Genomic DNA, 21866 nt, shown 5'->3' on the forward strand with positions numbered 1-21866 from the left:
CCCGACTTCCCACGGCCACGCACCCCGGCCTTCCGCGCCCACCCAGCCGCCGTGTGCCGATTCACCCCGACCGCCCGAGCAGCACCCGCGACACTGCCGTTCCCGCGCCCCAGCGCCTCGAAGAACCTCGCCCTCAGCTCCTCAAAACCCACGATCCCCGCAACTCCCTGAACTCCAGGGTGTTGCGGGGATCACTAGAACCCGCCCCCCGGGGCGGGCCCTGGCTCTGGGCGGGCCCAGGGCAGAACCGGGCCTCCGCTCACTCCTCCGCCAGCGCCGCCTCCGCGGGGCGGGTGCGGAGGGCCGCCCAGCCCGGCACCAGGGTGGCGGTGAGGGCGAGGGCCACGGCACCGGCGACGGTCACGGCGTAGATGGACAGCGGGCCGGAGGGGAGCAGGCTGTCCGCCGCGGCGTGGCTGAACGGCACCAGCGCGGTGGCCGCGGCGGCGGTGCCGAGGCCCACGCCGATCCCGGCGACGATGAGCGCCTCGATCGTCAGCATCCGCAGCACCTGCCGGCGGGTGGCGCCGGCCAGCCGCTGCAGCCCGAACTCGCGGCGGCGGCCGGACACGGACAGCACCAGGTTGTTGACCACCGAGATGCCGGTGTACGCGACGATCATGCCGAGGATCAGGTAGTTGACCCACGCCTGGGTCTCGGTTTCCTCGGTGTTGGCCTCGATCAGCTCGTCGCGGTCCGTGACACCGGTGCCCGGGTGGTCCGCGAGGGCCTTCTCCAGGCTCGCCGTCAGCTCGGCGGCGCCGACGCCGTCCTCGGCGCGTACGAGGATCTGCTCCGGCAGGCCGCCGTCGGTGTGCCCGGCGAGGAGGTCCGCGGGCAGGAACACGGTGTCGTAGCCGGCGCGGCCGTCGAAGAGCACCGCGATCCGCAGCGGGACCTCGGCGCCGTCGCCGAAGCGCACCTCGACGGTGTCGCCGACGCCGCGGCCGTCGGCCGCGCCCGCGGGCAGGGCGACCGTCCGGCCGGTGAGGTCGGCAACTTCGCCCGCGACCGGCTTGAGCGCGGTGGTCTGCGCGGCGCCGCGGGCGTCGATGCCCTGGAGCGGCACGCCGTCCTCGTCGCCGATGCCGTCGATCCAGCCGGTGCTGGTGACGTACGCGCCGGCCGCGGCGACGCCGTCCGCGGCCCGGACCTCGGCGGCCAGCGCCGGGTCGAGGGTGCCGGCGGGGGAGTCGACGACGGCGTCGGCGCGCAGGGTCTCCGCGTACGCCTCGCGGGCGGCGTCGGTCTGCGTGGTCTGGAGGTACAGGTTGCCGACGGCCATGGCGACGGCCAGCATCACGGGCGAGACGACGCCGGCCATCCGCACGGCGCGGGACCGGGCGGTGGCGACGGCCAGCTCGCCGCTCGCACCGGTGACCGCCCGGATGGGGCCGGAGATCAGCAGGGTGCACAGCTTCGTCAGGCCGGGGGCGAGGAGTGCGAGGCCGATGGCGGCGCAGAGCATGGTGGGGGCCGCGGTACTGGCCGCGATCGGGCCGTCGAAGAGCACCCAGGTGAGGATCCCCAGCGCGATCGCGCCGCCGAGGAAGACCAGCGCCAGCACGATACGCAGCGGGTGCGCCCAGCGGGTCCCGAGCGACGCCTCCGCCATCGCCTCGACGGGCTTGATCTTCACCCCGCGCCGGCCGCCGATGAGGCCGCCGACGAGCGCGGTCAGCAGCAGCGCCCCGCCCGCGGCGACGGCGGGGATCCACCCCTGCTCGTACACGACCGCCTCGGAGACCATGCCGCTGCCGGTGAACTCTTTGAAGAGCCGCTCCCCGGCCGGCGGCCCGGCGAACCAGCCCGCCGCCGCGGCGGCCAGCGCCACCAGCAGCGTCTCGGCGAGCAGCAGCCGGCGCAGTTGGCGCGGGGTGCCGCCGACGGTGCGCAGCAGGGCGAACTCGCGGCGGCGGCGCTCGACGGACAGCGCGACGGTGCCGGAGACGACGAAGACCGCGACGGCGGTGGCCATGCCGCCGAAGGCCCCGGCCACCGCGATGAGGTCCTCCTTGCGGGTCAGCACCTCCGGGTACTCGACGGCGCCGCGGTCGTCGCCGGAGACAACTTTCGCCGGGGTCGGGGCCGGAACCCCGGCCTTGGCGGTACGGTCCGCGACGACGTCACCGAGGCGGTCCTTCAGCGCGCCGTGGTCGGTGCCCGGCGCCGCCATCACGGCGATGTCGGCGACGGCCGGGGAGAGTGCGCGGGCCCGCGCGTCGGTGAAGAACACCGCGCCGCGGTCGACGGCGTGCCCGGTGCGGACCACGCCGGTCAGGCGGTACGCCGCGGCGCCGCCCTGCGCGGCGACGCGCACCTCGTCGCCGGGGCGGACGCCGTAGGCGAGGGCGGTGGCCTCGTCGAGCACCACGTCGCGCGGGCCCTGCGGCGCCCGGCCGGCGGTCAGCTCGTACGGGGTGACGGCGGCGGAGGACCAGCCGTGGCCCTGCGCGTCAGGGGCCGAGCCCGTACCGGCCCTGTCGCCGAGGACGGCGGCGTCGAAGACCCGCTCGGCCACGGCCCGCTCGACGCCGGGGACGTCGCGTACGGCCGCGGTCAGGGAGTCGTCCAGCGGGGGGCGCTCGTCGAGGACGGCGGTCTCGTCGCCGCGGGGCAGCTCACGGTCGCCGGTGACGACGAGGTCGGCAGCCGCGAGCCGCTGCGCCGGCGCGTTGTTGCGTACGCCGGTCTCCAGCAGACCACCGCAGGTCATCACGATGACCGTGCCCAGGAAGAGCGCCAGGAAGGTCGCCGAAAGCGCGGCGGTTCTGTGGCGGAGCGTACGGATGGCCATGGCCCACATGGGACGGATTCCCCTCTGCGATGTCTGATGACATCAACCTAGGAATCCGCGCCCGCGCGGCCCATGGGATGGCCACCCGTCCCGGGGGTGTACCTGGCACCACCACGGGCCGGGGGCCCGCCGGGCGCCCCGGCCCGTACGCCGGTGAGAAAGCCTCTGCCCGCTACTTCGGCTGGGGCTTGCGCAGCGCGATGTGCAGCTCGCGCAGGCGGGCCTCGTCGACCTCGCTGGGCGCGCCCATCAGCAGGTCCTGCGCGTTGCCGTTGAGGGGGAAGGCGATCGTCTCGCGGATGCTCGGCTCGTCGGCCAGCAGCATCACGATGCGGTCGATGCCGGGCGCGATCCCGCCGTGCGGCGGGGCGCCGAAGCGGAACGCGCGCAGCATGCCGCCGAACTCGCGCTCCACCTCGTCCTTGGTGTATCCGGCGATGCCGAACGCCTTGAACATGATCTCGGGCTCGTGGTTCCGGATCGCGCCCGAGGACAGCTCGACGCCGTTGCAGACGATGTCGTACTGGTACGCGAGCACGTCCAGCGGGTCCTGGCTCTCCAGCGCCTTGATGCCGCCCTGCGGCATCGAGAACGGGTTGTGCGAGAACTCGATCTCGCCCGTGTCCTCGTTCTTCTCGAACATCGGGAAGTCGACGATCCAGCAGAACCGGAAGACGTCCTCGGCGAAGTGCCCGGCGCGCTTCGCGGCCTCCACCCGCACCGCACCCATGATCTTGGAGACCTCGTCGGTCTCCCCGGCGCCGAAGAACACCGCATGCCCGGCGGCCAGACCCAGGCGCTCGGTGAGCACCCGCACGTTCTCCTCGGTGAGGAACTTCGCGATCGGCCCGGTCAGCGCGCCCTCCTCGCCGACCCGCACCCACGCCAGGCCCTTGGCGCCCTGCTCGACGGCGAAGTCGCCGAGGGCGTCGAAGAACTTGCGCGGCTGGTCCTGCACGGCCGGCACCGGCAGCGCCCGCACGTGCTTGCCGGCGAACGCCTTGAACTCGCTGCCGGCGAAGACGTCCGTGACGTCCGCCAGCTCCAGCTCCGCGCGCAGGTCCGGCTTGTCCGAGCCGTACTTCGTCATCGCCTCGCGGTACGGGACCCGCGGGAACGGCGACGTGACGTGCCGGCCGTCGCCGAACTCCTCGAACAGCTCCGTCATCACCTTCTCGATGACGGCGAAGACGTCCTCCTGCTCGACGAAGCTCATCTCCATGTCGAGCTGGTAGAACTCGCCGGGCGAGCGGTCGGCGCGCGCGTCCTCGTCGCGGAAGCAGGGCGCGATCTGGAAGTAGCGGTCGAACCCGGCCATCATCAGCAGTTGCTTGAACTGCTGCGGGGCCTGCGGCAGCGCGTAGAACGAGCCGGGGTGCAGCCGGGAGGGGACCAGGAAGTCGCGGGCGCCCTCGGGGGAGGTGGCCGAGAGGATCGGGGTGGTCAGCTCGTTGAAGCCGAGGGCCGTCATCTTCTGCCGGATGGCCGTGACGACCGCCGTACGCAGCATGATGTTGCGGTGCATGCGCTCGCGGCGCAGGTCGAGGAAGCGGTACTCCAGCCGGCGCTCCTCGCCGACGCCGTCCTCGGCGTTGATCGTGAACGGGATCTGCTCGGCGGCGCCCAGCACCTCGACCTCGGCGACCTCGACCTCGATCTCGCCGGTGGGCAGCTCGGGGTTGACGTTGTCGGCGCCGCGGGAGACGACCTTGCCGTCGATGCGTACGACGGTCTCCTTGGTGAGGTGCGCCAGCGCCTCGTTCGCGGGAGTGCCGGGGCGGGCGACGAGCTGGACGATGCCGTAGTGGTCGCGCAGATCGATGAAGAGGATGCCGCCCAGGTCGCGCCTATTGTGCAGCCAGCCGGACAGGCGGACGTCGCCGCCGACGTCGCTCGCGCGCAGCTCGCCACAGGTGTGGGACCGGTACGGGTGCATCATCCATCCAGTTCGTCGGACTCGTCGGCACTGACTTGCCGCCGGGGCGTCGCCGGTGCGGCGCCGGGGCGGCGCCGATTCGGCCAGGAGAGTGTTCCAGCCCGCCCAGACTACCGTCCCCGGCCTCCCCGGCCGCACGGGGTCAATCACCTTAAAATAGGGCAATGCACACCGAGGAGGTCCTGGCCGCCGTCGGCACCGGGGTGTGGAGCTGGGACGTCGCCTCCGGCGCCGTGACCATGGACGCCGAGGCCGCTCGGCTCGTCGGGCTGCCCGCCCGGCAGACGGAGACGACGGCCGCCGTCGTGCGCGCCCGCTGCCACGGGGTGGACTACGTGGAGCTGGCCGGGGCGATGGACCTGGCGTGCACGGAAGGCACCGTGGCGGAGGCGCAACTGCGGGTCGTGGACGAGCGGGGGACGGTGCTGCGCGTCGTACGGACCAGGATGCGGCCGTTCAGCGACGGGCGGGCGGCGGCCGGGAGGCCCGGCATGCCGGGGCGCGCGGGAGGCGGCAGGGGCGGGCGTACGCGACCCGCCGGCCCGCGCGAGCCCGGCACGGCCCGCGGGCCCGACGGCGCGCTGATGTCCGGCACCGTCCAGGAGGTCGTCGAGCCCCTGCCCGGCGCCATCGCCGGCACCTCCCCGCCATCGCCGCTGACCAGCGACTGGCGGCTGTCCCGCGAGGCGTTCCTGCTCGACGCCGGCCGGGCGCTGGCCGAGTCCCGCGGCACCGACCAGGTGCTGCGCGTCACCGCCTCCCTGTCGATGCCGGGCTTCTCGCCCGACGCCATGGTCGTCTTCCGCGTCGCGGACGACACCCTCACCGTCATGGGCCAGCACGGCTACCGCCCCGAGGACGGGGACTTCTACGCCAACATCCCCCTCGACTCCGACTACCCCCACGCCGTCGCCGCCCGCACCGGCCGCGCAGTCTACGTCTCGGGCTCCGAGGAGTACAGCCGCCGCTTCCCCGGCGCGTGGCGGTTCGTCGGCCGGCTGAGCATGCGCTCGTGGGCGTACGTACCGCTGATCGTGGCCGGCCGGCCCATCGGCGTGTGGCTGGTGGCCTTCTCCCACCCCACGCCCTTCACGCCCGACGAGCGTTCCGTGCTCACCACCGTGGCGCGCATGCTGGCGCAGGCGCTGTCCCGTGCGCAGGTGCACGAGTCCGAGCGCGAACTCTCCGCCGGGCTGCAGCGCAGCCTGATGCCCGAGGAGGTGCCGCCGACGCCGGGCATGACCGTCGCCGCCCGCTACGTGCCGACCGGCGGCGGGCTGGAGATCGGCGGCGACTGGTACGACGTGATCCCCCTGCCGTCCGGCAGGACGGCCGTGGTCATCGGCGACGTCCAGGGCCACGACGTCCGCGCCGCCGGGCTGATGAGCCAGTTGCGGATCGCCATCCGCGCGTACGCCTCCGAAGGCCACCACCCCGACGCCGTGCTCACCCGCGCCTCCGCCTTCCTCACCCAGCTCAACGAGCGCGAGGGCCTCGGCGGCGACACCCTGCCCCCGGACGCCGACCCCCGCTTCGCCACCTGCCTCTACGTCAAGGCCGACCCGGCCACCGGCACCCTCGCCCTCGCCCGCGCCGGCCACCTCGACCCGGCGATGGGCATCGGCGACGGCACCCTGCTCGTCCGCCCCACCGAGGGCGGCCTGCCCCTCGGCATCGTCGAGGACCCCGACTACCCCGTCACCCGGCTGGTCCTGGAGCCCGGCGAACTGATGCTGCTGTGCAGCGACGGGCTCATCGAGACCGGCGGCCACGACCTGGAGACCGGCCGCGACCGGCTGGGCCGGGTCTTCGCCGGGCACGCCGGCGACGACCTGGAGACGCTGGCCGACGCGCTCATCGACGCCGTCAGCGGCCCCGGCTCGCACGCCCACCCCGGCCCGCACGCCGAGCGCCGCGAGGACGACATCGCACTCGTCCTCATCCGCCGCGACCTGCCGCCGCGCGAGGGCGCGCCGGAAGCCGCCGCAGGCCCCGGCCGCCGTATGCACCTCACCGTCCCGCAGGCGGAGCAGCAGCGCACCGCCGACGCCCGCCACGAACTCCGGGCCATGCTCTTCGACTGGACCGCCCCCACGCAGGTCGACTCCGCCGAGCTGGTCCTCTCCGAACTCATCGGCAACGTCCTGCTGCACACCGACAGCGACGCCGACATCCACGCCGACGTCACCGGCTCCCGCGGCAGCCGCACCCTGCGCCTGACCGTCGCCGACACCGACACCGGCCTGCCCCACCTGCGCCACCCGGGCGAGCTGTCCGCCACCGGCCGCGGCCTGTTCCTGCTCCAGGAGCTGTCGGGCGAGTGGGGCACGGACCCCCGGGGCGACGGCAAGGAAGTCTGGTGCCAGTTCCACGAGGAGGACCGTCCGGCCCTCTGACGCGGTACGGCCGGGCGGCCGGCAGCGCGAACCGCGCCGGCCCGGGTGCCGGTACCGGCGTGGGCGGGAGCGCATCGTCCTGCCCACGCCGCACGGCGGCCGGCTACCCGTTGCGCGTGGCCGTGCAGCGGATGAAGTCGTCCACGGCGGCGGCGAACTGCGGCGCCCTGTCCTCCTGGAGGAAGTGGGCGGCGCCTGCCAGGACAGTATGGGGCATCCCCCGCGCGCCGGGGATGCGGCTGCTGAGCGCCGTGTGGTCGCCCCGGGTGACGTGGTCCAGCTCCCCGAACAGGCACATGAAGGGGATACGCAGCTTCTCCAGCCTCCGCCATGCGTCGCGGATCACCGGGTTGGCCTCGTCGTCGGCGGTGACGGGGATGAGCACCGCCCAGCGGCGCACGCCGTGGAGGTGCGGGTCGGTGGGGAACGGCGCGTCGTAGGCCGCCGTGATCTCAGGGGCGAGGTCTGTGGCGGTGAAGTCCTGGACGACGTCGCCGGGCTTGAAGTGCTCGGTGCGCTGGGTGTACTGCAGCCAGGTGGCCAGGTACTGCCAGCCCGGGCCGAGGTCCCTGCCGCCCTCCTCCAGCCCCGTGTTCGAGGCGACCACGCGGCGGAAGCGATGCGGGTGTGCCGCGAGCAGGAGCAGCCCGAGCAGGGTGGCCAACGCCCCCGGCGCGCCGCCCAGCAGGGCCGCGGCCGGCGGGAGCAGGGCGAGCACGGCCGCCTTCAGCCGGTTCAGATCGCGGCGGAAGGCCGGCGTGCAAGGCGTGCACGGTGACGTCGGTGCGCGGGCGCACCCCGCCGGCCACGGCGGTGGCTTCCTTCCCCTTCTCAGGCGTGGTCGGCCACAGGCCCGGATCCTGTTGCGGCGCCCGTGTCGGTGGCCGCCTCGGCGCCGGGAGTGTCGTCTGCGGCGGGCAGCCCGTGGCCAGCTGGGGACGGACCGACGTGGCGCTTGCCGGCAAGGCAGGCCACCGCCCCCGCTGCCAGCACCGCGACCGAGACGCCGATCGTCGGCCCCATCGCATCCACGAAGCCCTGGCCGAAGACCTGCCCGCCCAACTCCTGCATCAGTGTCGCCACCGCGTCCGGCGTGTCGGCCGGCAGGTCGGCGGCGGCGTTCTGCGTGGCTCCGACATCCATTCCCGCCGATCCGGAGTCGGCGAAGCCGGCGACGAAGCCGTCCCGGTACTCCTCGGGCAGCGCGGTGGCCTGCCGGCGCGCCTCCTCGGTCAGGGAGGAGGCGATCTGCGTCTGCAGCACAGCACCGATCACGGCGCCGGCCAGCACAGAGCCGGCCTGCCGCAGCGAGTTGACACGCACCCGCGCGTGCAGCAAGAGGTCACGAACGCTTCGTCGAGGCGGCTCTGGGCGGCGACGTGGATCAGCTCATGCAGATCCTGGCCCCGGAGGTAACCGTGTGGACCGACGGCGATCGCCGCGGGGCGCGCCCGGTCATCGCCCGTCCGCATCCTGTGGACGGGCCCGGCGGGTACCAGCCGCGGGGTAGGCCGTGCCGTTCACAGGAGCACTTGCTCGTCGCGTTCCTCTGTCAGGGACAACGCCGCCCAGACGCATTTGCTCGGCGTCGTGGGGTCGGCGTCGTCCGGTTCGTCCGTGCCGACGCGGCGGGTGCCCCAGCGGTGCGCCAGGACCGACACGATCGGCAGCCCACGACCGAACTCCTGATCGTACGAGGGGTGACGGACGTAGGGTGCCGCCTTGGACCCGTCGTACACCTCGATCACCAACTGATCCATGAGGCGGAGGAGCCGTACGCGGATGTCGCCGACGGCGGCGTGAGCCGCGCTGACACCGATGCCGACGGCGTGGCGGACCGCGTTGCCGACCAGTTCGCTGACCACCTGGTCGGCCGGCCAGACCAGGGCGTCCAGGCCCCATTGCTGCAGTCGGTCGTTGACCGTGGCGCGGGCGGTCGGCGCGGACTCCGGGATGCGCGGCATGTCCCACGTGGCGATGTGGTCGGCCGGGATACGGCCGAGCGTCAGCGCCAGCAGGGCGGCGTCATCCGGACGGGTCTCGGGGAGCAGCGTGGCCATCGCGGAGTGGCACAGGTCGTCCAGCCACGGCGCGCGCCTGGCCGGGTCCGACGGCAGGGGGGTCGAGACGGCATGGCGGGTGATCACCTCCGCCAGCCGTGCCGGATCCGGGTCGTCCAGACCGAGCAGCCCATCCGTGTACAGGGTGAGAAGCGTCCCGTCGGGCACGGTGACCTCGGCCACCTCCGGTGGCACGTGCGGCAGCCCCAACGGCTTGCCGATGGGCATGTCCAGAACGGCCGGCGGCCGGCCGGGCGCCATCATCAGCGGAGGCGGGTGTCCGGAGCTGGTCAGGGACAGCACGCCGGTTGTCGGGTCGTACGACGCGAGCAGGACCGTGGCCTGCACGCTCCCCAGCCTCAGCGTGACGTCGTTGGCGTAGGCGAGCAACTCGTCGGGCACGAGATCCATGGCCGCGATGGCCGCAATGGCCTGACGGAGGATGCCCATCACGACCGGCTCGTCGATACCGTCGCCGGCGACGTCACCGACGACGGCCAGGGTGCGGCCGCCGGGCAAGGCGATGGCGTCGTACCAGTCGCCGCCGATGCCCGCCGTACTGGCGGTGCGGTACTGCGCGGCCGCGGACGCCGCGGTGAGCGCGGGCAGCCGGCCCGGCATCAGCTCGTGCTGCAACCGCTCGGCCCGCTGCTGGGCTTCCCGGAACTCAGCGGCCCGCGCGAAGGCCGCCGCGACGGCCACCGCGACCGTGCCCAGCAGGGCCTCCTCCTCCCCGTCGAAGACGTGGGGGGTGTGCCAGCCCAGGACCACACTGCCGACCTGCGCGTCCGCCGTCACCAGCGGCACGATCGCCCAGGCCTGGCCTCGGCCCATCCGGGCGAGCGGCACCAGGTGCGGCCACCGCTCGGCGAGCTCGCCGACGGACTTCACCAACTGGATCTGCGCGAAGGCGACGGCGCGGGCCTCCATGCGCTCCTGCCAACTGAGCGTGGCGATCTGGCGCAGGAGCTCCGGCGAACACCCGCGCGAGCCGGCGACCTGCGGTTCCGGCCCGGTCAGATCATGGATCAACGCGCTGTCAGCGGAGAGCAGGGGCACCACGTGGGTGAGGACGGCGTCCACGACGTGCCGCGGGGTGCGCGCCTGGATCAATGCCGCGTTGAGGCCGGTCAGGCGCTCGCGCCGCTCGGCCGCCGCCTCGGCGGCCTCCGCCTTGTCCGTCACATCGGTCAGCGTGACGACCACATAGTCGGTGATGCCGACGGCGTTCACCTCGTAGTGCCCGAGCCCGCCGGAATCGCCGCGGAACGCCTCCCAGGACGTCACGGTCTTGGTGGCGGGGCGGCCCGGAGCGGCCCGGGCAGCGGCCAGGACGTCCGGCACTCCCTGTGCGCGAAGCTCGGGAAACACCTCCCACGGGACACGGCCCACGATCTCGACCTGCCGGAGGGCCGCCACCTCGCGTGCGACCGCGTTACACCAGGTCACGCGGTCGTCAGCGGCGATCACGTAGGTGGGCAGCGGGTAGGAGTCGGTCAGTCCGGCCAGCCACGCCTCCGAGCTGCGGCGGTCCGTGACGTCCCAGGTGTATCCGACCATGCGGACGAGCCGCCCGGTGTCGTCGTGCTCCCACCAGCCGCAGACCAGCAGCCACGAGAGCCGACCGGCGGAGTCCTGCACGCGGTACTCCACCACATACGCCGAGTCCTCACGCCGGGAACGCGCGATCTCCTGCTCCACCTGGCCCCGGTCAGCGGGATAGATGTGAGCCAGCCACGTGAGGATATGGCGATCCCAGTCATGCCGATCGATTCCGGCCTTGACGAGGAGCGAATCCGCGACCTCGTCCGTGTCGAGCAGTCCCGTGCTCAGGTCCCAGGACCAGCGGCCGGCCCGCACCGCACGCATCAGCCGGTGCTCGGCGGGGATCTCATCGGTGCCGATCTCCCACCACTGATGAGTTCCGCTGCTGCGCCAGCGCCGGGCGCTGGCCAGCCGGTCCCCGACCAGGGCGGCCACCTGGCCCAGGTAGTGGACGCGGTCCCGCGGCGGCTCACGGTCGGCCAGGACGGACAGGGCGCCGATCACGTCGCCGCCGGCCCTGAGAGGCACGGACAGCACACCCCGCGGGTGTCCCTGCGTTCTGTCCGGGGTATCGGGGCGAACCTGTGACCAGACGGGGCGCCCGGTGGCGACCGCGCGGGCCGGGGCGAGCCCCGGCGTGGCCGCGTCACCGAGATGGTCCCACGCTCCGGTCAGGTCGGGGGGCAGGCCGATGGCCGCGGCCAGATCGAGCGTGCCCGGCTCACGACCGGCCAGGTGGACCAGTCCGCCCAGGCCGACCGCTCCGGCGACCGCATGCGGCAGAGCCAGCCCCAAGACCCTGGTCACGTCGGCATCGACGGGCAGACCGGCCACCCATTCCAGTCGCAGGTCATCGTCTACCGCCGCGCCGGGCGTCTCGCCGGGTCTGCCACCCCGCCCGGACTCGGAGTGCATCGCTGCTTCGCCTCCACCAGCGCGTACACGCGAGGACCATGGACGGAATCGCACATCCCAGGCGCGCTGTGCTCGCCATGATAGTCAGCTACCTGGACATTGTCTGTCATTGCGCCACAGACCGGGTGACGCCCCGGGTTTGGCGGTGAGGGGACCGGGTGCACCTTCCGATGGGCGGCGCCGGGGTGACGGGCCGCACAGTCGGTCGGTTCGCCTCTGCGACGGAGGACCGGGTGCGCGGGTTCAGCCGTACATGCGGCGCATCGCGAAGTCGACCATCTCCTCGACCGCCTTCGCGTCCACGACCATCCGGTGGTCGCCCTCGATGTCGAGCACGAAGCCGTACCCCGTGGGCAGCAGGTCGATGACCTCGGCGCCGGTGACCGTGAAGTACTTCGACTCCCGGCCCGCATAGCGGCGCAGCTCCTTCAGCGAGCTGAAGAGCGGGATCACCGGCTGCTGGGTGTTGTGCAGGGCGAGGAAGCCCGGGTTGTCGCCGCGGGGGCAGTAGATCTTGGAGGTGGCGAAGATCTGCTGGAAGTCCTCGGAGGTGAGGATCCCGCCGGTGAACGCCTTGACCGCGTCGGCCAGGGACGGCGGGGCGGGCTGGGACGGCTCGGGGTAGAGGGGCTGCTCGGCGTAGCCGGGGGCGGGCTGGTCGTACGGCCCGGGGGGCGGCGCGGCGTACTGGTGCGCCTGGGGGTGCCCCGGCGGGGGCGCCTGGGGGTGGCCCGGCGGGGCGCCGTAACCGGCGGACTGGTCGTAGCCGTACATGCATGCAAGCCTAGCCGCGCCGGCGGGGCCGGGGTGGGGACTCCGCCAGTCGAACGGATGTGAGAAGAGGAGGGTTGCATTTTATTACTGACGGGTAGCACTATGGATGGTCGCTGACCCCTTTTGCCTGATACGGAGCCTGCGCATGGGCCACTACAAGTCGAACCTCCGGGACATCGAGTTCAACCTCTTCGAGGTGCTGGGCCGCGGCGACGTCTACGGCACGGGCCCCTTCGGGGACATGGACACCGAGACCGCGCGGAGCGTGCTCACCGAGATCGCCCGGCTGGCCGAGAACGACCTGGCCGAGTCCTTCGCCGACGGCGACCGCACTCCCCCGGTCTTCGACCCCGAGACGCACACCGCCGCCGTCCCGGCGGCCTTCAGGAAGTCGTACGAGACCTACATGGACGCCGAGTGGTGGCGCCTGGGCATCCCGGAGGAGATCGGCGGCACGGCGACGCCGTCGTCGCTGATCTGGGCGTACGCCGAGATGGTGCTGGGCGCGAACCCGGCCGTGTGGATGTACGCCTCCGGTCCCGCCTTCGCCGGCGTGCTGTACGACGAGGGCACCGAGGAGCAGCGCAAGATCGCGCGGCTGATGGTGGAGCAGCGCTGGGGCTCGACGATGGTGCTCACCGAGCCGGACGCCGGCTCCGACGTGGGCGCCGGGCGTGCGAAGGCGCTGGAGCAGCCCGACGGCTCGTGGCACATCGAGGGCGTGAAGCGCTTCATCACCTCCGGCGAGCACGACATGTCGGAGAACATCGTGCACTTCGTGCTGGCCCGCCCGGAGGGCGCGGGGCCCGGCACGAAGGGGCTGAGCCTGTTCATCGTGCCGAAGTACGACTTCGACTGGGAGACCGGCGAGCTGGGCGAGCGCAACGGCGTCTACGCCACCAACGTCGAGCACAAGATGGGGCTGAAGGTCTCCAACACCTGCGAGCTGACCTTCGGTGACCAACACCCCGCCAAGGGCTGGCTGCTCGGCGGGAAGCACGACGGCATCCGCCAGATGTTCAAGATCATCGAGTTTGCGCGGATGATGGTCGGCACGAAGGCCATCGCCACCCTCTCGACCGGCTACCTCAACGCGCTGGAGTACGCCAAGGAGCGCATCCAGGGCCCGGACCTGGCGCAGTTCACCGACAAGACCGCGCCGCGCGTGAGCATCACGCACCACCCGGACGTGCGCCGCTCGCTGATGACGCAGAAGGCGTACGCCGAAGGCATGCGCGCCCTCGTCCTCTACACCGCCTCCGTGCAGGACACCATCCAGGTCCGCCAGGCCGCGGGCGAGGACGTCACCGCGCAGCAGGCGCTGAACGACCTGCTGCTGCCCATCGTCAAGGGGTACGGGTCGGAGAAGTCGTACGAGCAGCTCGCCCAGTCGCTGCAGACCTTCGGCGGCTCCGGCTACCTGCAGGAGTACCCGATCGAGCAGTACATCCGCGACGCGAAGATCGACACCCTCTACGAGGGCACCACCGCCATCCAGGGGCAGGACTACTTCTTCCGGAAGATCGTCCGCAACCAGGGGCAGGCGCTGACCTCGCTGGCCGAAGAGATCAAGAAGTTCCTGGCCGAGGCGGTCGGCGGGGAGCAACTGGCCGCCGCGCGGGACGAGCTGGCCAAGGCGGCGGTGGACCTGGAGGCCATCGTCGGGGTGATGCTGGCCGACCTCGCGGCCACCGAGAAGGACGTGAAGTCGATCTACAAGGTCGGCCTCAACACCACCCGGCTGCTGCTCGCCTCCGGCGACGTCGTGATCGGCTACCTGCTGCTCAGGGGCGCGGCGGTGGCGGCGGAGAAGCTGCCGACGGCCGCGGCGAAGGACGAGGCGTTCTACCAGGGCAAGATCGCGGCGGCGGCGTTCTTCGCGCGGAACGTGCTGCCGGGTGTCGGGGTGCAGCGGTCGCTGGCGGAGAGCACGGACCAGTCGCTGATGGAGCTGGACGAGGCCGCGTTCTGAGGCGGTACGAGACGCAGGGAAGACCAGCGGCGCGCGGCCCGTACGGGCTGCGCGCCGCTGGCGTCGCGTCTCTGCTGCGGGACGGGGGGCGGGGTCAGTCCCGGTAGCCCCAGGCAGAGGCGTACGCCGCCAGCTCCGGCGACAGCTCGGCGGCACCCTCGTCGAACGTGCGGGCCGCCTGGATCCTGCCCGACTTGATGTTGTCGCTGCGGTCGCCGAGGTTGGGCCGGAGCCGGCCGTGGTCCTGCTCGCCGTACTCCAGCATCGACGCCTCGAACTCCACGCCCAGGTACGCGCACACGTCCCGCATGACCCGCTCCGGGTCAGAGGTCAGGTCCTCGTACGTGAGGGTGTGGCCGTCGAGCTCGGTCCTGGCCCGCTCCAGCGGCTCGAAGTACTTCAGCGCGTTCGCCTCGTTCTGCGCGCGGGTGGCGGTGTTGGACTTGCGGTTCTCCAGCGAGCTGACGACGCCCTCGGGGTGGCGCAGCAGGAACAGGAACTTCGCCTTCGGCCAGGCGTGCCTCAGCCGCTCCCAGGTCCACACGTTGCCCGGGGTCTTGTCGACGACTACGTCCTTGCCGCTGCGCTCCAGCTCCAGGTGGAGCACCCGGTCCCAGAGCACGTGCTCCAGCTCCGCCTTGTCCAGGCCCAGCTCCAGCATGGACTGGTCGGAGAAGCCGGGGGTCAGCTCCACGCCCAGGGTGCGCAGGTGCAGCTCGTGCGGAGCGCGTATGCGCGAGTGGCTGTTGAGCAGCATGCGCAGCAGGGTCGAGCCGGAGCGCACCGGCGCGAGCACGAAGACCGGCGCCTCGACCTGCCGGGGCGCGGCGGCCACCCCATACTCCAGCGCGACCGTCTTCTTGGGCGGGCGCGGCCCCTTCGGCTTGGCCTTCTCCGGCGTCTTCTGCGGGTTCTTCTGCGGGGTCGCAGCCTCGGGCGCCACCTGCGCGGCGGGGGCCGCCGCGTCCGCGCCGGGGCCCGTCAACTGCCGCGGCGGCCGGAGCGCCTCGCCCAGCAGCCGCGCTCTGCGCTTGATGCCCGTGTTCACGACTCCCATGGGGCCTTTGCCACCCTTCCTTCGCCCGTACCTGTCCTTCGCTCCCCCCGTGCGGACGGCCGTACCTCACTGGTATCAGGCGCCGCACACCCGGAAGAACGTAAGACAACGATTCGGCAAAGGCAATGGCTCGATTCCGCTTCTCACCCACGTCTTAGGCTGTGGACATGACCATTGCGCCTCCGCCCCGGTTCGACCGCAGCCACACCGACGACCTCGCCGGCTACCTCGCCGCCTCTCCCACCCCCTACCACGCCGTGGCGGAGGCCGCCCGACGACTGGACAAAGCCGGGTTCACGCAGGTCCGGGAGACCGACGCCTGGGACGCGACGGCCGGCGGACGCTACGTGCTGCGCGGCGGCGCGCTCATCGCCTGGTACGTACCCGAGGGCGCCGCCCCCGAGACCCCTTTCCACATCGTCGGCGCCCACACGGACTCGCCCAACCTGCGGGTCAAGCCGGTGCCGGACACCGGCGCGCACGGCTGGCGGCAGATCGCGGTGGAGGTCTACGGCGGACCGCTGCTGAACAGCTGGCTGGACCGGGACCTGGGGCTGGCCGGCCGGCTGACGCTGCGGCCTGGCGCGACGCGCGCGGGCGCGGGCGGCGGGGACGCCGCGGGCGGTGCCCGCGGGGCGGGCGGCCCGGAGACGCGGCTGGTCAACGTCGACAGGCCGCTGCTGCGCGTACCGCAGTTGGCCATCCACCTCGACCGGCAGGTGGGCCCCGAGGGCCTCAAGCTCGACAAGCAGCGCCACACGACGCCGATCTGGGGTCTCGGTGACGTACGCGAGGGTGACCTCGTCGAGTTCCTCGCCGCGGAGGCCGGGGTCGCGGCGGGCGACATCATCGGCTGGGACCTGATGGTCCACAGCGTCGAGCCCCCCGCCTACCTCGGCCGCGACCGCGAACTGCTCGCGGGCCCGCGCATGGACAACCTCCTCTCCGTCCACGCCGGCGTCGCCGCCCTCACCGCCGCGGCTGGGGGTACCCCCCATGCCGGCAGGGCCATGGGGGGCGCCGGCACCCCGCCGACCACCATCCCCGTGCTGGCCGCCTTCGACCACGAGGAGACCGGCAGCCAGTCCGACACCGGCGCGGAGGCCCCCCTCCTCGGCACCGTCCTGCGCCGCACCGTCGCCGCCCGCGGCGGCTCGTACGAGGACACCGCCCGCGCCCTGGCCGGCTCCGTCTGCCTCTCCTCCGACACCGGCCACGCCGTGCACCCGAACTACTCCGAGCGCCACGAGCCGGGCCACCACCCGATGCCGAACGCGGGCCCGATCCTCAAGGTCAACGTCAACCAGCGCTACGCCACGGACGGCGCCGGCCGCGGGATCCTCGCCACCGCCTGCGAACGGGCCGGGGTGCCGTGGCAGACGTTCGTCTCCCACAACGCGATGCCCTGCGGCACGACCATCGGCCCCCTCACGGCGGCCCGCCACGGGATCACGACCGTGGACATCGGGGTGGCCATCCTCTCGATGCACTCCGCGCGGGAGCTGTGCGGCGCGGAGGACCCGCACCTGCTGGCCAGCGCGCTGGCGTCGTTCCTGACGGAGTGACCCGACGGGACCCGACCTCCTTTCATGCGTCGGATGCGGGCTGGAGGGCGGCCTGCGCACCGGATCGCGCGGGCGGCAGTCGTAGGCGGACCGTAGTCGTGGGCCCGGGCGGCCGGATGCTGTCCGGCGAGCGGGCGACCGGAGCCCGGCGGTGCCGGTGCGGCGTTACGCGTACGGCCTGATGGCCACCGTGGCGTCGAGTTCGAGCGCGTTCTCCCCCGCCGGAGCCGGCAGACCCAGCACCCGGTCCAGGATCCGGCCGCCCAGGCGTCCGCAGCCGTCGGTGCCCGGGACGGCGAACCCGGTGTCCGCGGCGCCGAAGGAGACCATCAGCGGGTCCTCGGATATCACCTCCGTGGGGCGGGTGTCCTTCAGAACGAGGTGAACCGGCTCCGTGGCCGCCCCGCCTATGGCGCAGCCCTCCGGCAGCAGCGGGCCGCCGACCGCGAGAGTCAGGTCCAGCTCGCCGCGGCGGACGTCGTCGGCTTCGAAGTCGCTGTACCCCCCGTACTGCGGGGTGAGCGTCAGCGGGGTCCCCCCGACCCGTATCGGCTCGGCGGTCATCTCCCCGAACACCTGCGCATACGCGCCGTCGACCCGGCCCTCCGCGAACGTCACCGTCATCGGCCGCTCAATCGGCTCGTCCACGCCCCCGATGCGCAGCCGCCCCGTCGCGTGCATCACCTCGCACCGCCAGGTCCCGGGCTCGGCGCCGGCAGGCAGCTCGGCCACCGCCGGGCAGGCGCCGAAGTCGAACCCGGTCCCGGACGGGCCCGCCTTCGCGTCGACGGCGGGGGCGGCGGCGGGGGCCGGGGCAGCGCCGGCGGTGAGGACGGCGAGCAGGGCGGTGAGCGCGGTGGCCGCGAAGCGGGCCGCGCCCGCTCCGGACGACCGGCGGTTCCAGTTCTTCGTCTTCTTCGTCTTCTTCGTCTTCTTCGTCTTCTTCGTCATCTTCGTCATGACCCCAGCATTGCAGAGCTTTCTCTGCAAAGAAAGCTCTGCAGAGGAACCTGTGGATAAACTGCCGCCCATGACGGACGAGCGGCGCAAGGTCAGCAGCCCGGAGGCGCTCAAGGCGCTCGCGCACCCGCTGCGGCTGCGCATCCTGCGCCACCTCTCGGTGCACGGCCCGGCGACGTCGACGACGCTCGCGGCGGCGCTGGACGAGAACACGGGAACGCTCAGCTACCACCTGCGCATGCTGGAGCGCGGCGGCCTCATCGAGGACATCCCGGAGCGGTCGGCGGGCCGCGAGCGCTGGTGGCGCGGCGTGCCGGGGCTGGACATCCGCCGCCCGCCGATGGACGACGTCACGGCGGGGGAGCGGGCGGTCATCGCGGAACTGGACCGACTGCGCGGGGCGGAGGACCTGGAGCTGGCGCGGCGGTTCGCGGCGGAGCAGGGCGAGCAGGCGGCAGGGGGTGGGGAAGAGGGGTGGATGCGGGGGTCACGCGGGCTGAGCCATCTGACGAAGGAGCAGTTGGACGCCTTCCACGACGACTACCTGAAGCTGCTGGCGAAGTACCGCCACACCCCCGAGGACGCCGCCCCGGGGGCGCGGCCGATCCACCTGAGGTGGTTCGGCATCCCGGCGGACTAGGAGGTGGGCTCCTCGGGCAGGCGGTCCGCGAGGGCCTGGACGGCGGCCAAGACGGTAGCGAAGCCGTTGGTCACCTTGGCGTCAAGCGCGTCGATCCGCTCGCCCTGCTCCAACTGCGTCTCACGCAGAGCCTGCAGCGACTTCCGGTGCGCCCGCATTTCGAGCTTCAGATCCGCGACGTCCCGATCGTTTATGGCGACCATCGCCTGGGCCTGCGAAATCCGGTCGTGGACGGCGTCCACGCGGGCCTCCAGGGTCTCCACACACTGCGAAGCTCGTCGCGCTCACTCATATGGCCTAGCCTATCTGGCCTGCACCGATGCAGGGTCGTTTCTCCACTAAGCGACTCCCTCTTCCTTTTCCTCCCCCTCGTCCATCCCCGCCAGGATCAGCGCCAGCCGTCCCGTCCCCGACCCCGTGACCCGGATCGGCACCCCCCAGTCCTGCTGGTGTACGTGGCACGCCGGGTACTCCACCGCCGAGTCGTCGTCGCAGCTCGCCGCCATCGCCGAGACGTGCAGCACGCCCTCCCCCGGGCCGTCCGCCGACAGGACCACCTCGCGGGTCAGGTCCGTGCCCGCGCCCTCGCCGGCCGCCAGCAGCGACGGCGGCGTGGCGCTCACCAGCAGGCGCGTCGCCGGGCCGTAGCGGGTGTCGAGTTTCTGGCCCCGCGGGGCGTGGAAGACGACGTCCAGCGACAGGCTGCCCGGTGCCACGTCCGTCGCCGCCCGCTGCGTGCGGTGCGCCACCGGCGCGACCCGTACCGCCTCCTCCGGCAGCCGCAGGCGGGTCAGGCGGTGGCGGGCCGACTCCACGACCACGAACTCGTCGCCGTCGACCACCGCGTCCGACGGCTCCCGCAGGTCCGTCGCCAGGGTGGTCACCGTGCCGGTGGCCGGGTCGTAGCGGCGCAGGGCGTGGTTGTACGTGTCCGAGACCGCCACCGAGCCGTCGGGCAGGGCCGTGACGCCCAGCGGGTGCTGGAGCAGCGCCTCGCCGGCCGGGCCGTCGCGGTGGCCGAAGTCGAAGAGCCCGGTGCCGACCGCCGTGTGCACCCGTGCCGGCTCCCCCGGCCCGGCGCCCGGCTCCAGCCAGCGCAGCGCCGACGTCTCGGCGTCCGCGATCCACAGCCGGCCGCCCGCCGCCGCAAGACCCGACGGCTGCGCGAACCACGCCTCGTCCGCCGGCCCGTCCTGCAGCCCCTCGTTCGTCGTGCCGGCCGCCGCCGCCACCGTGCCGGTCTCCGGGTCGTACGTCCACAGTTGGTGGACCCCCGCCATCGCGATCCACAGCCGGCCGTCGAACCACGCCACGTCCCACGGCGACGACAGGTCGACCTCCCGCCCCGGCCCCGACGCCGGCGAGCCCTGCCACCACTGCCGCCCGGTCCCCGCCAGCGTCGTCACCGACCCGGTGCCGAGGTCGACGGCCCGGATCGCGTGGTTCACGGTGTCCGCCACCGCCACCGCCCCCGACGGCAGCAGCGCCAGCCCCTGCGGCTCGTTGAACCGGGCCCCCGAGTCCGCGGACCCGTCCGCGAACCCCCGCTCCCCGCTCCCGATCCGCCGCACCACCGTCTCGCCGTCCGGCGCCAGCTCCACCAGCCGGTGCCGCGTCGTGTCCGAGACGAGCAGGTTGCCCGACGGCAGCCGCAGCGCCTTCCCCGGGAACCGCAGGTGCGTCGCCACCGGCTCCGGCGGCGTGTACGGCCCCGGGCCGCGCCGCAGCGTCCCCTTCGCCGCGTGCTCCGCCTCCAGCTCCGCGACCAGCCGCTCGATGGCGTGTACGTGCCCCTCCCCGGCGTGCTGCGCGACGACGTACCCCTCCGGGTCCACCACCACCAGCGTCGGCCACGCCCGCACCGCGTACTGCTTCCACGTCGCCAGTTCGGGGTCGTCCAGCACCGGGTGGTGCACGCCGTAGCGCTCGACGGCGTCCACGACGGCCGGGTGCTCGGCCTCGTGCACGAACTTCGGCGAGTGCACGCCGACGACGACCAGCGTGTCCGGGTGCTTCTCCTCCAGCTCGCGCAGCTCGTCGATCACGTGCAGGCAGTTGATGCAGCAGAACGTCCAGAAATCGAGGATCAATGTGCGACCCCGGAAGTCGGCGAGCTTCAGATCCTTCCCGCCAGTGTTGATCCAGCCGCCCTTGCCGGTCAGCTCGGGGGCACGGACACGGGCACGTCGGGGCGCGGGCGCGGGGGTGGGCGCCGGGGCGGCATCGTTCATGCTTCAAGGTTGCCATCCTGGTAGGAACGTCGGATCACATGCCCGTACGGGCACGGCTTCAGGGGGCGGGATGACTGCAGGGGGACAGGCGGAGCCGGTGCGGGCGTTCATGGCGCTGCCGGGGCGCACGGAGCATCGGCAGGACGTCTACGGGGCGTGCCTGGAGAACGTGGTCCGGAGCCTCGGGCTCGACGTCCCTCCGGTCACGGAGTACGAGGACCTCCGGGCCCGGGGACACGTCGTCCGGGCGGCGGTCCGTCACGCCTGCCGGCACGGCATCGTCCTTTCCGAGGCGTCCTTCGACGTGCTGCTCAGGGCAGCCGTCCACGAGCCCGACCCGAGCTTCAACCGCTGGTTCGTCGAGCCCGCCCTGAACGCCTTCGGGCAGCGGCGCGTCCGCATCGCGCTGCTGGGTTACCTGCGTACGGGCACGGACCCTCAGCGGGCAGGCGCCGCGCGGGCCTGGTACTGGTCGGCCCTGTCCCCGCGGATGCCCGCCGTACGCGCGGAGAGCGGCGGAGCCACCCGTCAGGCCGAGACCGACGACAGCTCCGACGTGGTCGCCGAGTGGCACGAGGCCGCCCTGCGCGAGTTCGTCGGCAACGAGCACGTGGACGTCCGGCGCTGCATCCTGCCGGGGCTGCCGCTGCGGAAGTCCGTCTACCCTGCGGAGCTGCACGACCTGGTGGACACGGCGGTGGCGATAGCCCGGTCCCACCCCGACGCGTACCTCCGCCACCGCGTGGAACACCAGGTCGGCGACTGACAGTGATGATGTTCGTGAGCGTCTCCCGGCGGGGTCTGACCCAGCGACTGACTGACCTTGGGTCCTCAACGGGATCTGTCGGCCCTGGCCGGGAGACGCTCGTGTGCATCCACCGAGCGGGCTGGCGTGACTTCATAAGAGCCTGGCCAGAGGCCCCATCACTGTCTTGTCCGCCTGCCCGGCCGGTGGCTGCCGCCCTTGTCGGATCAGGTGAAAGGACGGCGATGTCCACCATCGCACAGCAGACCCGTG

Annotated in this window: 15 protein-coding genes; 5 read left to right on the forward strand and 10 right to left on the reverse strand. The window is 72.9% G+C overall.

The features are described from left to right. Nucleotides 1-259: 259 nt before the first annotated feature. Both B124_RS34350 and aspS read right to left on the reverse strand, forming a co-directional pair. The gene (locus B124_RS34350) at nucleotides 260-2797 is read right to left on the reverse strand and encodes an ABC transporter permease (RefSeq protein WP_496506948.1); all 2538 of its coding nucleotides are present in this window, start codon (nucleotides 2795-2797) and stop codon (nucleotides 260-262) included. 172 nt (nucleotides 2798-2969) lie between these two features. Beyond that, the gene (gene aspS, locus B124_RS34355; RefSeq protein WP_496506962.1) at nucleotides 2970-4733 is read right to left on the reverse strand and encodes an aspartate--tRNA ligase; all 1764 of its coding nucleotides are present in this window, start codon (nucleotides 4731-4733) and stop codon (nucleotides 2970-2972) included. A gap of 164 nt (nucleotides 4734-4897) precedes the next feature. Between aspS and B124_RS34360 the strand changes: the two genes are divergently transcribed. Further along, nucleotides 4898-7129, forward strand: coding sequence for a SpoIIE family protein phosphatase (locus tag B124_RS34360; protein ID WP_496506949.1), 2232 nt, complete (start codon nucleotides 4898-4900; stop codon nucleotides 7127-7129). Between the two features lie 103 nt (nucleotides 7130-7232). Here the strand turns inward: B124_RS34360 and B124_RS34365 are convergent, their stop codons facing one another. The 4 genes from B124_RS34365 to B124_RS34380 all read right to left on the reverse strand — a co-directional run bounded on the left by B124_RS34365 (nucleotide 7233) and on the right by B124_RS34380 (nucleotide 12423). Then, nucleotides 7233-7847, reverse strand: coding sequence for an alpha/beta hydrolase family protein (locus B124_RS34365; protein ID WP_496506950.1), 615 nt, complete (start codon nucleotides 7845-7847; stop codon nucleotides 7233-7235). A gap of 113 nt (nucleotides 7848-7960) precedes the next feature. Further along, complete coding sequence (locus tag B124_RS34370) at nucleotides 7961-8467, reverse strand: hypothetical protein (protein WP_496506951.1); 507 nt, start codon at nucleotides 8465-8467, stop codon at nucleotides 7961-7963. A 182-nt stretch (nucleotides 8468-8649) separates the two neighbouring features. Beyond that, nucleotides 8650-11541, reverse strand: coding sequence for a SpoIIE family protein phosphatase (locus tag B124_RS34375; RefSeq protein WP_496506952.1), 2892 nt, complete (start codon nucleotides 11539-11541; stop codon nucleotides 8650-8652). A 351-nt stretch (nucleotides 11542-11892) separates the two neighbouring features. Continuing rightward, on the reverse strand, nucleotides 11893-12423 hold the full coding sequence (locus tag B124_RS34380; protein ID WP_496506953.1) for an SseB family protein: 531 nt from the start codon (nucleotides 12421-12423) through the stop codon (nucleotides 11893-11895). A gap of 145 nt (nucleotides 12424-12568) precedes the next feature. Here B124_RS34380 and B124_RS34385 point away from each other — a divergent pair, with 145 nt between their 5' ends. Next, nucleotides 12569-14395: an acyl-CoA dehydrogenase gene (locus B124_RS34385; RefSeq protein ID WP_496506954.1), complete on the forward strand. Its 1827-nt coding sequence runs from the start codon at nucleotides 12569-12571 to the stop codon at nucleotides 14393-14395. 94 nt (nucleotides 14396-14489) lie between these two features. Here the strand turns inward: B124_RS34385 and B124_RS34390 are convergent, their stop codons facing one another. Then, complete coding sequence (locus tag B124_RS34390; protein WP_496506955.1) at nucleotides 14490-15452, reverse strand: sulfotransferase family protein; 963 nt, start codon at nucleotides 15450-15452, stop codon at nucleotides 14490-14492. A 167-nt stretch (nucleotides 15453-15619) separates the two neighbouring features. On the opposite strand from B124_RS34390, the gene B124_RS34395 reads away from it, so the two are divergent. After that, nucleotides 15620-17017, forward strand: coding sequence for a M18 family aminopeptidase (locus B124_RS34395; protein ID WP_496506956.1), 1398 nt, complete (start codon nucleotides 15620-15622; stop codon nucleotides 17015-17017). A 165-nt stretch (nucleotides 17018-17182) separates the two neighbouring features. Here B124_RS34395 and B124_RS34400 read toward each other — a convergent pair whose 3' ends face one another. Further along, nucleotides 17183-17977, reverse strand: a complete 795-nt coding sequence (locus tag B124_RS34400) for a hypothetical protein (RefSeq protein ID WP_496506957.1) — start codon at nucleotides 17975-17977, stop codon at nucleotides 17183-17185. Nucleotides 17978-18047: 70 nt separating this feature from the next. On the opposite strand from B124_RS34400, the gene B124_RS34405 reads away from it, so the two are divergent. Then, nucleotides 18048-18617 carry an ArsR/SmtB family transcription factor gene (locus B124_RS34405; RefSeq protein ID WP_496506958.1) on the forward strand — a complete coding sequence of 190 codons (570 nt, stop codon included), beginning with the start codon at nucleotides 18048-18050 and terminating at the stop codon, nucleotides 18615-18617. On the opposite strand, the gene B124_RS34410 is transcribed toward B124_RS34405, so the two are convergent. Beyond that, on the reverse strand, nucleotides 18614-18880 hold the full coding sequence (locus tag B124_RS34410) for a hypothetical protein (RefSeq protein WP_496506959.1): 267 nt from the start codon (nucleotides 18878-18880) through the stop codon (nucleotides 18614-18616). The genes B124_RS34405 and B124_RS34410 overlap by 4 nt on opposite strands. A gap of 75 nt (nucleotides 18881-18955) precedes the next feature. Beyond that, on the reverse strand, nucleotides 18956-20848 hold the full coding sequence (locus tag B124_RS34415) for an NHL domain-containing thioredoxin family protein (RefSeq protein ID WP_496506960.1): 1893 nt from the start codon (nucleotides 20846-20848) through the stop codon (nucleotides 18956-18958). Between the two features lie 70 nt (nucleotides 20849-20918). Between B124_RS34415 and B124_RS34420 the strand changes: the two genes are divergently transcribed. Further along, nucleotides 20919-21614, forward strand: coding sequence for a hypothetical protein (locus B124_RS34420; protein ID WP_496506961.1), 696 nt, complete (start codon nucleotides 20919-20921; stop codon nucleotides 21612-21614). Nucleotides 21615-21866: the final 252 nt, after the last annotated feature.

It is taken from the genome of Streptomyces sp. CNP082 (assembly GCF_059570535.1).